General features: G+C 70.5%; 9 protein-coding genes and 1 pseudogene. 6 read left to right on the top strand and 4 right to left on the bottom strand.

What is annotated here, in order from left to right; translation table 11 throughout:
• The first annotated feature begins 72 nt into the window (after positions 1 to 72).
• The 3 genes and pseudogenes from ACFXB5_RS33155 to ACFXB5_RS33145 all read left to right on the top strand — a co-directional run bounded on the left by ACFXB5_RS33155 (position 73) and on the right by ACFXB5_RS33145 (position 3,928).
• On the top strand, positions 73 to 258 hold the full coding sequence (locus ACFXB5_RS33155) for an SPOR domain-containing protein (protein ID WP_037960218.1): 186 nt from the start codon (positions 73 to 75) through the stop codon (positions 256 to 258).
• 172 nt (positions 259 to 430) lie between these two features.
• Positions 431 to 823, top strand: a pseudogene (locus ACFXB5_RS33150) ((deoxy)nucleoside triphosphate pyrophosphohydrolase); the annotation flags it as partial.
• A 402-nt stretch (positions 824 to 1,225) separates the two neighbouring features.
• Positions 1,226 to 3,928, top strand: a complete 2,703-nt coding sequence (locus ACFXB5_RS33145; RefSeq protein WP_385214874.1) for a SpoIIE family protein phosphatase — start codon at positions 1,226 to 1,228, stop codon at positions 3,926 to 3,928.
• A 384-nt stretch (positions 3,929 to 4,312) separates the two neighbouring features.
• Here the strand turns inward: ACFXB5_RS33145 and ACFXB5_RS33140 are convergent, their stop codons facing one another.
• The 4 genes from ACFXB5_RS33140 to ACFXB5_RS33125 form a co-directional block, all read right to left on the bottom strand.
• Positions 4,313 to 5,083: a succinate dehydrogenase/fumarate reductase iron-sulfur subunit gene (locus ACFXB5_RS33140; protein ID WP_385214872.1), complete on the bottom strand. Its 771-nt coding sequence runs from the start codon at positions 5,081 to 5,083 to the stop codon at positions 4,313 to 4,315.
• The gene (locus ACFXB5_RS33135; protein ID WP_385214869.1) at positions 5,080 to 7,035 is read right to left on the bottom strand and encodes a fumarate reductase/succinate dehydrogenase flavoprotein subunit; all 1,956 of its coding nucleotides are present in this window, start codon (positions 7,033 to 7,035) and stop codon (positions 5,080 to 5,082) included. Before ACFXB5_RS33135 ends, ACFXB5_RS33140 begins: the two co-directional genes overlap by 4 nt.
• A gap of 16 nt (positions 7,036 to 7,051) precedes the next feature.
• Entirely contained in the window at positions 7,052 to 7,903 is an 852-nt protein-coding gene (locus ACFXB5_RS33130) for a hypothetical protein (RefSeq protein WP_385214867.1), read from the bottom strand.
• Between the two features lie 75 nt (positions 7,904 to 7,978).
• The gene (locus ACFXB5_RS33125; protein WP_201855217.1) at positions 7,979 to 8,263 is read right to left on the bottom strand and encodes a hypothetical protein; all 285 of its coding nucleotides are present in this window, start codon (positions 8,261 to 8,263) and stop codon (positions 7,979 to 7,981) included.
• 307 nt (positions 8,264 to 8,570) lie between these two features.
• Between ACFXB5_RS33125 and ACFXB5_RS33120 the strand changes: the two genes are divergently transcribed.
• The 3 genes from ACFXB5_RS33120 to ACFXB5_RS33110 all read left to right on the top strand — a co-directional run bounded on the left by ACFXB5_RS33120 (position 8,571) and on the right by ACFXB5_RS33110 (position 15,585).
• Positions 8,571 to 10,754: an ABC transporter substrate-binding protein gene (locus ACFXB5_RS33120; protein ID WP_385214864.1), complete on the top strand. Its 2,184-nt coding sequence runs from the start codon at positions 8,571 to 8,573 to the stop codon at positions 10,752 to 10,754.
• A gap of 617 nt (positions 10,755 to 11,371) precedes the next feature.
• Positions 11,372 to 13,267, top strand: a complete 1,896-nt coding sequence (gene typA, locus ACFXB5_RS33115) for a translational GTPase TypA (protein WP_385214861.1) — start codon at positions 11,372 to 11,374, stop codon at positions 13,265 to 13,267.
• 674 nt (positions 13,268 to 13,941) lie between these two features.
• Entirely contained in the window at positions 13,942 to 15,585 is a 1,644-nt protein-coding gene (locus ACFXB5_RS33110; RefSeq protein WP_385214859.1) for an ABC transporter substrate-binding protein, read from the top strand.
• The last annotated feature ends 41 nt before the right edge of the window (positions 15,586 to 15,626 follow it).

The following is a 15,626-nucleotide window of genomic DNA, read 5'->3' as shown; positions in this document are numbered from 1 at the left end:
GCGGAACGGGATTTCCTTAACGGTGTCGCGGGGTCGTGCGCCCGGGCGCGCCACAGCGGAGGGGGCGGGGAGATGAGTGACGGGAACGCTGTGCTGCCCTGGCTCGTGATCCGCCAGGACAACAACGGCAACCGCTACCGCGTCGGGCGCTACGCCACCAGGACGGAGGCCCAGGAGGTGGCCGACCGCTTGGAGGGTGAGGGCCAGGAGCAGCTGTACGTGGTCGAGCGGACCGCCGCGTCCCGTCAGTCCGGTTAGCCCGAGTCCGGTTTCAACCCGAGTCCGGTCAGTCCGAGTCCGGTCAGCTCGAGTCCGGTTTCAGTCCGCGGAAATGCGTACATCCGGTCGCGGGAACGCGTACCTCTTCCAGAGCCCCGGGGCGCCCGCCCCGGGGCTCTGGTGTGCTTCCGCGCAGGCTAGGGTGCGGATCATGAGCGTGCGTGTGGTGGTGGGCGGAGCGGTGTTCGACCGGGGGCGGCTGCTGGCCGCGCGGCGCAGCGCCCCGCCCGAGCTCGCGGGCCGCTGGGAGCTGCCCGGCGGCAAGGCCGAGCCCGGGGAGACACCACAGGCGGCGCTCGTCCGCGAACTGCGCGAGGAACTCGGGGTCGAGGTCGAGCCGCTCGAACCGCTGCCGGGGGAGTGGCCCCTCAAGCCCGGCTTCGTACTGCGGGTATGGACCGCGGCCCTGCGCTCCGGTGAGCCGCGCCCGCTCCAGGACCACGACGAGCTGCGCTGGCTCCCGCCGGACCGGGTGGACGAGGTCGACTGGCTGGACGAGGACCGCCCCGCGGTGGCGGAGGCGGTCCGCCGGCTGCGCGCGGCCGGGGCCGATGCGGACAACACCGGGGCCAGTGCGGACAACACCGGGGCCGATGCGGACAACACCGGGGCCAGTGCGGACAACACCGGGGCCGGTGTGGACAACACCGGGGCCGATGCCGGGGCGTCGTCCGGCGCCGGGTCGGCCGAGGCCACCGAGGGGACCCGGCCACGCACTTCTTGAGAACGTCCCGCGCGGGAAAATCCATGGGGTTCGAGCCGCCTCCGTCTGGTTAGGAGTGAGGGGGAGCGCTGATCATGAGCGCTTCACCAAAAGCCGGGACGGACTCTGATGGCGGGCTGAGATAGTGCTGTGATCGTGAAGACCGTACTCGGGATGGCCGAAGTGCTGGATACTCGGCTATCTGAAGCCGGTCGGAGCACCTGAGCCGGAGGGGACGGGCGCATGAGCGAGAAGCCAGCGGGAGCTGATATGCCCGAGGAGACGGTGGGTTCGCAGGTGTCGCCGATGTCACAGGGGTCCTCGATGTCGGACATGTCGTCCATGTCCTCGATGTCGACGGTGTGGCAGAGCAGTCCTCCCGGCTCGATCTATGACTACATCCGGGTCGCCTCGTTCGCGCTCGGGCCCGACGGCCGGATCGCGCAGTGGAGCGAACGGGCCGCGGAGTTGCTGGGGCTGACGGCGAACCAGGCCATCGGCAGGGATCCGGTGGAGGCGTTCGTACCGCCGGAGTACCAGGAGACGGGCCAGCGCGCGGTGGCCGACATCCTCGACGGCCGGGAGTGGACCGGGCTGGTTCCCTACCGTAACCCCCGGACGCCGAGCGGGCATGGCATCGCCGAGGTCTATGTGATGCCCGCTCAGGACGAGCACGGAAAGCGGGCCGCGCTCTGTATCGCGGTGGACGTCAGCGCGTTGCGCGGGCTGGAAACCGATCTTGCTTCTTCACAGGCCGTTTTCGGTCAATCTCCGCTCGGTTTCTTCCTCTTCGGGACCGATCTGCGGATCCTCCGCGTCAATGAGCGCTTTGCGAAGGTTTTCGGACGCCCCACCGAGGAGTACCGCGGCACGACCCCGCACGATCTGCTGCCGCGCGGCGAGGCCGACCGGCTGGCCGCCGCGCTGCGCCAGGTCCTGGACTCCGGGCAGTCGCTGACCGACATGCCCATCGTGGGCCAGGCGCCGGGCAGCCCCGACCGCCGCCGCTGGTCGGTCTCGCTCTACCGGCTGCACAGCGGCTCCGGCCGCCCCATCGGCGTCGCCGGGCTCGCCACGGATGTCACCGGCCGCCGCCGCGCCGAACAGGAGGCCGCGGGCGTACGGCGCAATCTGGCGCTGCTGAACGAGGCCGGGGCCCGAATAGGCACCTCGCTCGACCTGGAGACCACCGCCCGCGAGCTGCTGGACGTGGCCGTACCGCAGTTCTGCGACCTGGCCTCGGTCGACCTCTACCAGGGGCTGCTCTCCGGCGACGAGACCCCGCCCGGACTCGCCGACGGCAGCGCCGAGCTGCGCCGCGTCGCCTTCGCCAGCGCGGTCTCCGACGGCCCGGTCCCCTTCGGCGACATCTGCCGCGTCAACACCGTGGAGGACCCCAAGCCCATCCAGGTCGGCGAGGTGCACCGCTACCCCTTCAACTCGCTGTGCGCCCACGCCCTGCGCACCGCCCAGGTCCGCGTCGTCCCCGGGCGGGACGGCAGCGAGGCCCTGGAGCTCGGGGCCATGCTCCAGTCCACCCTTGTGGTGCCGATGGTCGCGCGGGACACCGTCGTCGGCCTGGCCCAGTTCTCCCGCGCCAAGGGCAGCGAGCCCTTCGGCGAACGGGACCGCGCGCTCGCCGTCGAGCTGGCCGCCCGCGCCGCCGTCAGCATCGACAACGCCCGGCTGTACCGCAGAGAACATGAACGCGCGCTGATACTCCAGCGCAGTCTGCTCCCGCCCGGCGACCCGGAGGCCGCCGGGCTCGATATCGCCTGCCGCTATCTGCCGGGGAACGCGGCGACCGAGGTGGGTGGCGACTGGTTCGACGTGATCGAGCTGCCCGGACACCGCACCGCGCTGGTGGTCGGCGACGTCATGGGGCGGGGGCTGCGCGCCGCCGTGGCCATGGGCGAGCTGCGCACCGCCGTACGCACCCTCGCCCTGCTCGACCTGGAGCCCGCCGAGGTGCTCTCCGCGCTCGACGAGATCGCCCGCGGCCTCGGCACTCCCAGCGGCTCGCACGCCGGCGCGCGGTCCGGCTCGCGCGCCCTCGTGCGCGACGGCAAGGCCGCCGACGACTCCTCCGATCTGACCGAGGTCTACCTCGCCACCTGCGTCTACGCCGTCTACGACCCGGTCACCCGGCGCTGCACGTTCGCCAACGCCGGGCATCCGCCCCCTGTCCTCGTGGAGCCGGGCGAGGACGCCCTGCTGATGGAGGTCCCGCCCGGATTGCCGCTCGGCGTGGGCGGCGAGCCGTTCGAGGAGATCGAGGTCGAGCTTCCCGACGGCGCGCTGCTGGCCCTCTACACCGACGGTCTGGTCGAGTCCCGCGACCACAGCCTTGACGAGGGACTCCAGGCCCTGCGCGCGGCCCTCAACACCCCGGACGGCGCCGACGGCGCGAGCGGCGCGGCCGGATCCCTCGAGGACGTCTGCGACCACGTCCTGAGCACCCTCGACACCCACCACGGCGAGGACGACATCGCGCTGCTGATGGCCCGGGTGCAGGGCCTGTCGGCCGAGTCGGTCGGCGACTGGGGCCTTCCCAGCGCCCCGCAGTCCGTGGGCCGGGCCCGCGAACTGGCCCGGGAGCAGCTGGAGTCCTGGGGCCTCGACGATCTGGTGGACACCACCGAGCTGCTGGTCAGCGAGCTGGTCACCAATGCCCTGCGGTACGGCGAGGGCGAGATCCGGCTGCGGCTGCTGCTGGACCGCACGCTGGTGTGCGAGGTCTGGGACGGCGGTCTGGTGCAGCCCCGGCGGCGGCGCGCCCGGGACACCGACGAAGGCGGGCGCGGGCTCCAGCTGGTCGGGCTGCTCAGCGCGGGCTGGGGCAGCCGCAGGACCCCGCTCGGCAAGACCGTCTGGTTCGAGCTGGCCCTTCCGGACGGCCAGTCCTCGGGCCCGGACTCGGTGGAGGCGCTGCTCAGCCTGTGGTGACGGGCCACGGCCGGTTACGGCAGTGGGCCGTGATGGCCGCGGGTCGTTACGGCAGCGGGCCTGCCGGTGGTGGCGGGCCCGCGACACGCAGCGTGGGGAGCGCTACTGCTTCCCGGCGGATCTTTCCCCACCCCGCCCCTTCCCGAACTGGGGCTTCGCCCCAGGCCCCGAGCCGGGGCATTGCCCCAGGCCCCGAACTGGGGCTTCGCTCCAGGCCCCGAGCCGGGGCTTTGCTCCAGGCCCCGAACTGGGGCTTTGCCCCAGGCCCCGAGCCGGGGCTTCGCCCCACGCCCCGAGGTCCAGGGGCGGAGCCCCTGCCGCGCGGCGGAGCCGCAGATCGATGCTGCGGGAAGGGACGGGGAGGGGATCAGCCCGCCGCAGGCGTCACTGCCCGCGGCGCCGGATCTTGTTGCCGAGCCAGACCAGCGGATCGTACTTACGGTCCGCCGCCCGCTCCTTGAGCGGGATCAGCGCGTTGTCCGTGATCTTGATCTGCTCGGGGCAGACCTCCGTACAGCACTTGGTGATGTTGCAGTAGCCCAGTCCGTGCTCCTCCTGGGCGGTGCTCTTGCGGTCCAGTCCGGTGTCGGCCGCCGCGTCCAGCGGATGCATGTCCAGCTCAGCGACCCGCATCAGGAACCGCGGCCCGGCGAACGCCTCCTTGTTCTCCTCGAAGTCCCGCACCACATGGCAGGTGTCCTGGCACAGGAAGCACTCGATGCACTTGCGGAACTCCTGCGACCGGTTCACGTCCTCCTGCCACATCCGATACTCGCCCGGACCCAGCCCCTCCGGGGGCACGAAGGACGGCACCTCGCGGGCCTTGGTGTAGTTGAACGACACATCCGTCACCAGGTCCCGTACCACCGGGAAGGCCCGCAGCGGGGTGATGGTGATCGTCTCGTTTCGTTCGAACACCGACATCCGGGTCATGCACAGCAGCCGGGGCCGGCCGTTGATCTCGGCGCTGCACGAACCGCATTTGCCCGCCTTGCAGTTCCAGCGGACGGCCAGGTCGGGGGCCTGGGTGGCCTGCAGCCGGTGGACGATGTCCAGTACGACCTCGCCGTCGTTGACCTCGACGTGGAAGTCCTTCAGACCGCCGCCGTCCTGGTCGCCCCGCCACACCCGGAAGTGGGCCTCGTACGCACTCACTGGGTCAGCTCCTCGTCCGTCAGGTACTTCACCAGTTCGTCCTTCTCGAACAGGTTCAGCAGGTCGGGCCGGATGGGCGGCATCTCACGCCGCTCGAGCCGGATCTGGCCGTGCCCGGCGTCGGGTGCCGCCAGCCCCGCCGACGGGTCGGAGAGCCGGCAGACCAGATTGAGCCGCCGCCATTCTCGGTCCATCTCCGGGCAGTCGTCGCGGGTGTGCCCGCCGCGGCTCTCGGTGCGCTCCAGCGCGGCCCGTGCCACGCACTCGCTGACCAGCAGCATGTTGCGCAGATCGATCGCCAGGTGCCAGCCGGGGTTGAACTGCCGGTGGCCCTCGACCCCGGCGCGGCGCGCCCGGACCCGCAGACTGGCCAGCCGGTGCAGCGCCTCCTCCATCTCCTCGGCCTTGCGGATGATCCCCACCAGGTCGTTCATCGACTGCTGGAGCTCCTGGTGGAGGGTGTACGGGTTCTCCGGCGGCCCGGCAGGTCCCGCGGTCTCGTCCGGCTCACCGGCCTCGGCGCTGAACGGGCGCAGCGCCTCGGCCGCCGCCAGGTCCAGCTGCGCCTCGTCCGGCACCGGACGGCTGCCCGAGTCCGCGATCTCCTGGGCGTAGCGGGCCGCGTGGAGCCCGGCGCGGCGCCCGAAGACCAGCAGGTCGGAGAGGGAGTTGCCGCCGAGCCGGTTGGAGCCGTGCATCCCGCCCGCGACCTCGCCCGCGGCGAACAGGCCGGGCACGCCGGTGGCGGCCGCGGTGTCCGGGTCGACGTCCACTCCGCCCATCACGTAGTGACAGGTGGGGCCCACCTCCATGGGCTCGGCGGTGATGTCGACGTCCGCGAGCTCCTTGAACTGGTGGTGCATGGAGGGCAGCCGCCGCTTGATGACCTCGGGGGACATCCGGGTGGAGACGTCGAGGAAGACCCCGCCGTGCGGGGAGCCCCGGCCCGCCTTCACCTCGGCGTTGATGGCGCGGGCCACCTCGTCGCGGGGGAGCAGCTCGGGCGGGCGGTGGTTGTGGTCCGGGTCCTCGTACCAGCGGTCGGCCTCGTCCTCGGACTGGGCGTACTTCTCCTTGAAGACGTCCGGGATGTAGTCGAACATGAACCGCTTGCCCTCGCTGTTGCGCAGCACCCCGCCGTCGCCGCGCACCGACTCGGTGACCAGGATCCCCTTCACCGAGGGCGGCCAGACCATACCGGTCGGGTGGAACTGCACGAACTCCATGTTGATCAGCGGGGCGCCCGCGAGCAGCGCCAGCGAGTGGCCGTCGCCGGTGTACTCCCAGGAGTTGGAGGTGACCTTGAAGGACTTGCCGATACCGCCGGTGGCCAGCACCACGGCCGGGGCCTCCAGGGCGAAGAAACGGCCCGATTCGCGCTCGTAGCCGAAGACCCCGGCGACCCGGTCGCCGTCCTTGACGATCCGGGTGACCGTGCACTCCTGGAAGATCTTCAGCCGGGACTCGTAGTCGCCGGTGGCGGCCTTGTCCTCCTGCTGGAGGGAGACGATCTTCTGCTGGAGGGTGCGGATCAGCTCCAGGCCGGTGCGGTCCCCGACATGGGCGAGGCGGGGGTACTCATGGCCGCCGAAGTTCCGCTGGGAGATCTTGCCCTCCGGGGTGCGGTCGAAGAGCGCGCCCCAGGTCTCCAGCTCCCAGACCCGGTCCGGGGCCTCCTGGGCGTGCAGCTCGGCCATCCGCCAGTGGTTGAGGAACTTGCCCCCGCGCATGGTGTCGCGGAAGTGCACCTGCCAGTTGTCGCGCTCGTTGACGTTGCCCATGCTGGCGGCGATGCCGCCCTCGGCCATCACCGTATGGGCCTTGCCGAACAGCGACTTGCAGATGACGGCGCAGCGCATGCCCTGCTCGCGGGCCTCGATCGCGGCACGCAGCCCGGCGCCGCCCGCGCCGATCACGACCACGTCCCACGCCTGCCGCTCGACTTGCGTCATCGGATGAGCACCTCTCCTAGAAAAAGCGGGGATCGTCGAAGGCGCCGCTCGCCACCAGATAGACGTAGAAGTCCGCGACGGCGACGCTGATGAGAGAGGCCCAGGCCAGCTGCATATGGCGTGCGTTGAGCCCGCTCACCCAGCCCCAGAGCCGATAGCGCACCGGATGCCGGGAGAAGTGCTTCAGCCGGCCGCCGACGATATGGCGGCAGGAGTGGCAGGAGAGGGTGTACGCCCAGATCAGCGCGATGTTGGCGAGCAGCACCAGGGTGCCCAGGCCCATATGGCCCCAGCGGCCGTGCTCGTCCCGGAAGGCGAGCACGGTGTCATAGGTGAGGATCCCCGCGACGACCACCGCGAAGTAGAAGAAGTAGCGGTGGATGTTCTGCAGGATCAGCGGGAAGCGGGTCTCGCCGGTGTACTTGGCGCGCGGTTCGGCGACCGCGCAGGCGGGCGGTGAGGCCCAGAAGCCCCGGTAATACGCCTTGCGGTAGTAGTAGCAGGTGAGCCGGAACCCCAGCGGGAAGATCAGGATCAGCAGTGCCGGGGACAGCCCCCACCACGCGCCGAAGATCTCCCAGTTGGCGCCGCCCTTCATGGGCACGCAGTTCTGGGCGACGCAGGGCGAGTAGAAGGGGGAGACGTACGGCTCGGCGTAGTAGTCGTCCCCCGCGAAGGCCCGCCAGGTCGAGTAGACGATGAACGCGAACAGTCCGGCGGCGGTGATGGCGGGGGAGAGCCACCAGCGGTCGCTGCGCAGATGGCGGCCGGGGATGGCGGCGCGCGAGGCGCTGTGCACGCCGTGCGGGGCCGTTCCGGAGTCCGCGGGTGCGGGCGTGGTGGCTTGCGGGTCGGTGCCTGTGGCCAAGGGGAACTCCGCGGTGGAGTGGTATGGGGGGACGGTGGGGATGCGCCCCGTGACGGGAGGCGCGCCGGCCCGTCCCTAGGGCGCGTGGCGATCTCTCGCGCCGAGGCCCTCGTCGTCGACGTCCGACCACAGCGCGCTGTCGTACGGGGCGTCGGGGACCGGAACCATTTCGGGGCGTGATCGCTCCACGGGAGTCGTCTCGCGCAGCAGGGCGAGGCTCTCGCGCAGGTGGTCCGCATCGGTGCGGACCCGACGTATCTCCAGCCCGCCGGCGCCCACCCGCTGCTCCAGCCGGGAGACGGAACGGACGAGGTCATCGAGACAGCGCTGGACGGCCGTCAAGTCGTCGTTCAAGGACATGACTTGCCCTCACTTCCGCGGTTGCGGTTGGCGACGCTTATGCGACAGCGAGTGTTACGCGCCACGGTCCTGGTTGTGAAGGGATCTGTCGGGATTGGCGCCGCCACCGGCGGGATTCCGCCGCCGCGCGCCGGACTGCGCGCCCGCCACATTGATCCGGGCGGGTGATCCTTTCCCCTCATGGCCGTCTCCATGGCCCTCTCGGCGTGCTGTCCCATGAACCGTCGCTTTGAGTGAGGAGTATATGCGATCAGCGTCACACTATGCCAAATGCGCATATATCCGTCACCCTGCGGAGGTACGAGCCATGCCCATCACCAGGAGCCGCCGCGCCATGCTGCTCGCCGCGGGAGTGATGCTGCCGCTGCCCGTACTGACCGGCTGCAGCTCGGACGACGACGGCCCGCCGCCACGCGCCGCCTGGGACATCGCCTCCGCACCCCGCTCCGGGACCGCCGGCACCGGAACCCTGCGCTGGGCCCTGGACGCGACGCCCACCACGCTCAACGCCTTCCAGAAGACCGCGGACACGGGCACCCAGCGGATCGCGGGCGCCGTGCTGCCCTCCCTCTACACCCTCGACGCCCGCGGCCGGGCCCAGCGCAACGGCGACTACCTGGCCTCCGCCGACGTCACCTCGACCGACCCCAAGCAGGTCGTGGTCTTCAAACTCAACCCCAAGGCGGTGTGGAGCGACGGACGCCCGATCGGCGCGGAGGACTTCCAGGCCCAGTGGAAGGCGCTGCGCGGCACCGACGAGAAGTACGGGACGGCGCGCAACGCCGGATACGACCGGATCGCCAAGGTCGAACCGGGGGACAAGGAGCACGAGGTCAAGGTCACCTTCGCCAAGCCGTACACCGACTGGCGCTCGCTGTTCACCCCGCTGTACCCGAAGAGCGTGATGGGCAACCCGGCGGTCTTCACCGCGGCCGCGAACAAGGGGCTCGCGGTCGGCGCCGGGCCCTTCATGGTCCGCCGGGTCACGGACTCCGAGGTCACCCTCGTCCGAAACCCCCGCTGGTGGGGCGACCGGGCGCGGCTGAGCCGGGTGGTCTTCCAGGCGGTCCCGGCCGAGAAGCGGGCCGAGGCGCTGATCGCCGGGCGGCTGGACCTGGCCGAGGTGGACCGGACCACCGCCCGGCGCATCCAGGCCACCGCCCCCGGCAAGCAGGCCGCGGGCGCCAAGCGGGGCTCCTCGGCCCCGGGCAAGGCGGGTGCGCCGGAGCCGTCCACGGGCGGCCGGGAGGCGTCCACCGGCGGCCGGGAGGCGGGCGAGGCGACGCGTACGGCGCACACCGGGGCGGCGCACACCGGGGCGGGGCGGGAAGAGTCGGCGCGGGAAGAGGCGGGAGCCCAGGGAGCGGCCACCGGCGACACCGGCGACACCGACAAGAACCGGTCGCGGACCCGGGCGCTGAGCAGGTTCACCCTGCGCAAGGCCCTGGACCCGGCCTACACCCAGCTCGCCCTCAACGGCACCAAGGGCCCGCTCGCCGATGAGCGGGTACGCCGCGCGGTAGCCCGCGCGATCGACCGGAAGGCCCTGGCGAAGCTGGTGCTCAAGCCCGTGGGGCTGCCGTCCGAACCGCTCGGCAACCATCTGCTGATGGCGGGCCAGCCGGGCTACAAGGACCACAGCGGCGCCCTCGGCGACCCGGACACCAACGCCGCGCAGTCGCTGCTCGCCGACGCGGGCTGGCGGGCGGGCGGCACCGGCCGTCAGAAGGCACTGGACGGCAAGACGGACGACCGGGGCAGCCGGCACAGCGCCCCGACCGCCACCGCCACGGACTCCGCCACCGAGAGCGCCACGGGCCCCGCCACGGACCCGGCCACCGACAGCGCGTCCGGAACCGCCTGGGGCACCGCGTCCCCCACCGCCTCCAAGAGCGCCTCCGGCGCCCCGCCCGCGGCCGGTGACGCCGGGCGGTCCGGACGGCTCCGGGAGACGGCCGTCGTACGGAAGAAGGGACGGCCGCTGGTGCTGCGCTTCGTCCTCCCCGACGACCGGACCGGCGCCCGGCTGGGCACGGTCGGTGAGCGCATCGCGCGGATGCTGGAGAAGATCGGCGTCCGGACCGAGATCACCAAGGTCTCCGGCGAGAGCTACTTCCGGGACCACATCGCCACCGGCGACTACGACCTGGCCCTCTACTCCTGGCCCGCCTCCGCCTACCCGGCCACCGACGCCCGTCCCATCTACGCCAAGCCGCAGCCCGCCGCCGACGGCTCCCTGGTCGTCGAGCAGAACTACACCCGGGTGGGCACCGACCAGATCGACCAGCTCTTCGACCAGGCGCTCTCCGAACTGGACGGCGGCGCCTCGCGCTCCCTGGTCAGCCGGGCGGACGCCCGGATCTGGGCGGCGGCCGGATCGATTCCGCTCTATCAGCGCCCTCAGCTGATCGCGATGCGCAAGGGCTTGGTCAACGCGGGCGCCTTCGGCTTCGCCACCCCCCGCTACCAGGACATCGGCTTCCGCCGCTAGGGGGTGTCCGACGGGTCTTGCCGCCTGCGTGCCGCCTGCGGCGGGCTGTTCCCCTCCCCGCCCCTTCCCGAAACTGGGGCCCCGGCCCAGCCCCCGGGGCGGGGGCTGTTCTAGACCTCGGACCCGGGGTTCCGCCCCAGAACCTCGGACCCGGGGTTCCGCCCCAGAACCCCGGAGCCCGGGGCTTCGCCCCAGACCCCGGCCCGGGGTTCCGTTCCGGGCCCCGGACCCGGGGCTCTGTCCCTTCCCGCGGCATCACCATGCGGCTTCGCCGCGTGGTGGGGCTCCGCCCCGGGCTCCGGGGTCCAGGGGCGGAGCCCCTGGTATCGGGAAGGGGCGGGGAGGGGAAAGCCTCGATATGCGGCCGCGGCGTGACCCGCCGGACGCCCCATAGGCGCAGCCGCTGGTACAGCCGCCGGCGGCGCCTCCGGGTGAGGTGACCGGCGCGGGGGCGGGGTGCGCGATGGGGTGCGGGATGGGCCCCGCGATGGGCTGCGGCATTCGTCCACGCGGCGTCCCCGTACCATGGGGGTGAGGCCGAGGCGTGATCAGCCCGGCGGAAGGCGCGCCGCTTAAGGAGCGCGTCGCCACCCAACAACCGGGAGAAGCGCGCTTTCATGCCCACGCGCCACGACATTCGTAACGTCGCCATCGTCGCTCACGTCGACCATGGCAAGACGACCCTCGTCGACGCCATGCTGAAGCAGGCGGGCGCGTTCGCCGCCCACCAGCAGGTGGATGACCGGGTCATGGACTCCAACGACCTGGAGCGCGAGAAGGGCATCACCATTCTCGCGAAGAACACCGCCGTGAAATACCACCCGGCGGACGGCGGCGACCCCGTCACCATCAACATCATCGACACCCCGGGCCACGCCGACTTCGGCGGCGAGGTCGAGCGCGGTCTGTCCATGGTCGACGCGGTGGTCCTGCTGGTGGACGCCTCGGAGGGGCCGCTGCCGCAGACCCGCTTCGTGCTGCGCAAGGCGCTCCAGGCCAAGCTGCCGGTGATCCTGTGCATCAACAAGACGGACCGCCCGGACTCCCGGATCGACGAGGTCGTGAACGAGGCGTACGACCTCTTCCTGGACCTGGACGCGACCGAGGAGCAGATCGAGTTCCCGATCGTCTATGCCTGTGCCCGTGACGGCGTGGCCTCGCTGACCAAGCCGGAGGACGGCACCGTCCCGGCCGACAGCGACAGCCTCCAGCCGTTCTTCTCCGCCCTGCTGGACACCGTTCCGGCGCCGGAGTACGACGCGGCGGCCCCGCTCCAGGCGCATGTCACCAACCTGGACGCGGACAACTTCCTCGGCCGTATCGCGCTGCTCCGGGTCGAGCAGGGCGAGCTGAAGAAGGGGCAGACGGTCGCGTGGATCAAGCGCGACGGCACCATCTCCAACGTCCGGATCACCGAGCTGATGATGACCGAGGCGCTCACCCGCAAGCCCGCCGAGGTGGCCGGCCCGGGTGACATCTGCGCGGTCGCGGGTATTCCGGACATCATGATCGGCGAGACCCTGGCCGACCCGGAGAACCCGATCGCGCTGCCGCTGATCACCGTCGACGAGCCCGCGATCTCGATGACCATCGGCACCAACACCTCCCCGCTGGTGGGCCGCGGCCCCGGCGGCAAGGGCGCCGACAAGTCCGCCGTGAAGGACCGCAAGGTCACCGCGCGGCTGGTCAAGGACCGGCTGGAGCGCGAGCTGATCGGTAACGTCTCGCTGCGCGTGCTGCCCACCGACCGCCCGGACGCCTGGGAGGTGCAGGGCCGGGGCGAGCTGGCGCTGGCGATCCTGGTGGAGACCATGCGCCGGGAGGGCTTCGAGCTCACCGTCGGCAAGCCGCAGGTGGTCACCCGGGAGGTCGACGGCAAGGTCCATGAGCCGATCGAGCGCATCACCATCGATGTGCCCGAGGAGCACATGGGCGCGGTCACCCAGCTCATGGGCACCCGCAAGGGCCGGATGGACAACATGTCCAACCACGGCTCCGGCTGGGTCCGCATGGAGTTCATCGTTCCCTCCCGCGGTCTGATCGGCTTCCGCACCGAGTTCCTGACCGCGACCCGCGGCACCGGTATCGCCCACTCCATCCACGAGGGCCACGAGCCGTGGTTCGGCGAGCTGAAGACCCGTAACAACGGCTCGCTGGTGGCCGACCGCGTGGGCGCGGTGACCGCCTTCGCGATGACCAACCTCCAGGAGCGCGGGGTGCTGTTCACCTCGCCGGGCACCGAGGTGTACGAGGGCATGATCGTCGGCGAGAACTCCCGCTCCGACGACATGGACGTCAACATCACCAAGGAGAAGAAGCTCACCAACATGCGGTCCTCCACCGCGGATGTGACCGAGTCTCTGGTCCCGCCGCGGCTGCTCTCGCTCGAGCAGTCCCTGGAGTTCTGCCGCGACGACGAGTGCGTCGAGGTGACGCCGGAGACGGTGCGGATCCGCAAGGTGGTGCTGGATCAGAAGGAGCGCGCCCGCAGCGCCGCCCGCGCCAAGCGCTGACGCTCACCGCCGCGCGCCAAGCGCTGACGCTCAGCCGCGCGCCAAGCGCTGACGCTCAGCCGCGCGCCAAGCGCTGACGCTCACCGCCGCCCGCCAAGCGCTGACGCTCAGCCGTGCGCCAAGCGCTGACGCTCACCGCCGCCCGCGCCAAGCGCCGACGCGCACACCCGGGCGCGGGGGGCGCCGGGGCTCACGCCCCGCGCCCCTGCGCACTACGGCGCCGATCACGGAGCGTAGGCGCCCCACCGTGCCTCGGTGAGCTGTCCACGGCCCGGACCCACCGCCTCCTGGGGGGGGGTCCGGGCCGTTGCCATGTCAGCAATGTGCCAGTCAAGCGGTTATCCGGATCTCCCTGTCCGAATATCGGCGTCCGAGCTCCGCATGATGTGTTAACAGTCCGTTTCGCGTGTGTCTGTCTGGGGCAGTTTTGTCCGGATTTCGAAGCTCCGCGCGTAGATGCTGTGACCAAAGCGAGACCCATAAGGTGTGGTTTACGGGCCGGACGTGCTCAATCATGGGGTCCATTGAGCTCGGGTCAATGGGTCACACGCTGTGGGGAGCGCGGACCTACGAGCGCATCTGGGGGGTTCCGGTCCCTTTCGCTGTCAGGGGTGTCAGCGTGTCTCCGGGCGCCCCCTCTCGTAGTGACAGTGGACTCCTGAGGAGGCAAACCCATGCGCGGTGCCAAGAGCGCCAAGTGGGTCGCGTTGGCGGCAGTCGTGGCGCTGGCCGCGACCGCCTGCGGTGGTAACGACAGCGACAGCGGCAGCAATGACATGAACAAGGGCACGGCGGACCCGAATGGGATACTCACCGCCCAGCTCGGCGAGCCGCAGAACCCGCTGCAGCCGGCGAACGCGAAGGAGAGCCAGGGCAGTCGCGTACTGCGGGCGATCTTCGCGGGCCTGGTGGACTACGAGCCCGGTACCGGCAAGCTGGTGTACGTCAACGCGGAGTCCGTCACCCCCAACAAGGACTCCTCCGTCTGGACCGTCAAGCTCAAGCCGGGCTGGAAGTTCCACAACGGCGAGGCCGTGACCGCCAAGTCCTATGTGGACTCCTGGAACTGGTCCGCCAACGTCGCGAACAACCAGACCAACTCCAGCTGGTTCCAGGACATCAAGGGCTACGAGGACGTCCACCCTGAGAAGGGCAAGCCCAAGGCCGACAAGATGTCCGGCCTGAAGGTCGTCAACGACAACGAGTTCAAGATCGAGCTCAACGGCCCGGTCTCGTACTTCGCCTACAAGCTCGGCTACGACGTGTGGTCCCCGCTGCCCAGCGGATTCTTCAAGGACCCCAAGGGCTTCGGCGAGAAGCCGGTCGGCAACGGCCCCTACAAGTTCGTCTCCTGGGACCACAAGAAGATGATCAAGGTCCGTAAGTACGCGGACTACCAGGGCCCGAACAAGGCCAAGAACGGCGGCATCGACTTCAAGAACTACACCACCGCCGACGCCGCCTACTCGGACCTGCGCTCCAACAACCTCGACTGGATCGAGCAGGTCCCGACCACCGCGCTGACCAACTACAAGACGGACCTGGGCAAGCGCGCGATCGACGAGGAGTACTCGGCGGTCCAGTCGGTCGTCCCGGCCTTCTACACCGACCAGTTCAAAAACATCGACCCCAAGGTCATCCAGGGTCTGTCCATGGCGATCGACCGTGACACGATCACCAAGACCGTGCTTCACGGCTCCCGCACCCCGGCCGACAGCTATGTCGCCCGCGGCGTGATCGGCTACAAGGCCGGCGCGCTCAAGGAGCAGGTCACCTACGACCCGGCCAAGGCCAAGTCCCTCATCAAGGAGGGCGGCGGGGTCCCGGGCAACAAGATCTCGATCCAGTACAACGCCGACCAGGACCACAAGCCCTGGGTGGACGCGGTCTGCAACAGTATCCGCAAGGCCACCGGCGTCGACTGCGTCGGCGACTCCAAGCCCGACTTCCAGGCCGACCTGAACGCGCGTGACAAGCACCAGGTCAAGTCCATGTACCGCGGTGGCTGGGTGCTCGACTACCCGGTCAACTCGAACTTCATGAGGGACCTGTACGGCTCCAAGGCGGCCGGTAACACCAGCGGTTACGCCAACAAGGAGTTCGACAAGCTCGCGGACAAGGCCGACAAGGCCGCCACCCTCGACGAGACCGTGAAGCTCTACCAGCAGGCGGAGCAGATCCTCGCGAAGGACATGCCGGCGATCCCGCTGTGGTTCTACAAGGTCAACAGCGGCCAGTCCAACAAGGTCCTCGGGAAGATCCCCTACGGCCAGGACGGCGACCCCATTTTCACCAACGTCCAGGTGAAGAAGAAGTAATCATCGGGACCGCCGGCCGGTGCCGCCGCTCCTCCCACCGG

This window comes from Streptomyces sp. NPDC059455 (assembly GCF_042750115.1).
Taxonomy (GTDB): Bacteria; Actinomycetota; Actinomycetes; order Streptomycetales; family Streptomycetaceae; genus Streptomyces; species Streptomyces endocoffeicus.
This window is presented reverse-complemented; position numbering and strand designations above follow the sequence as displayed.

Bases quoted from the DNA above. Each gene is read 5' to 3' on its own strand.
- ACFXB5_RS33155 (WP_037960218.1), top strand. From the start codon at position 73: ATGAGTGACGGGAACGCTGTGCTGCCCTGGCTCGTGATCCGCCAGGAC.
- ACFXB5_RS33145 (WP_385214874.1), top strand. From the start codon at position 1,226: ATGAGCGAGAAGCCAGCGGGAGCTGATATGCCCGAGGAGACGGTGGGT.
- ACFXB5_RS33135 (WP_385214869.1), bottom strand. From the start codon at position 7,035: ATGACGCAAGTCGAGCGGCAGGCGTGGGACGTGGTCGTGATCGGCGCG.
- ACFXB5_RS33125 (WP_201855217.1), bottom strand. From the start codon at position 8,263: ATGTCCTTGAACGACGACTTGACGGCCGTCCAGCGCTGTCTCGATGAC.
- ACFXB5_RS33120 (WP_385214864.1), top strand. From the start codon at position 8,571: ATGCCCATCACCAGGAGCCGCCGCGCCATGCTGCTCGCCGCGGGAGTG.
- typA (WP_385214861.1), top strand. From the start codon at position 11,372: ATGCCCACGCGCCACGACATTCGTAACGTCGCCATCGTCGCTCACGTC.
- ACFXB5_RS33110 (WP_385214859.1), top strand. From the start codon at position 13,942: ATGCGCGGTGCCAAGAGCGCCAAGTGGGTCGCGTTGGCGGCAGTCGTG.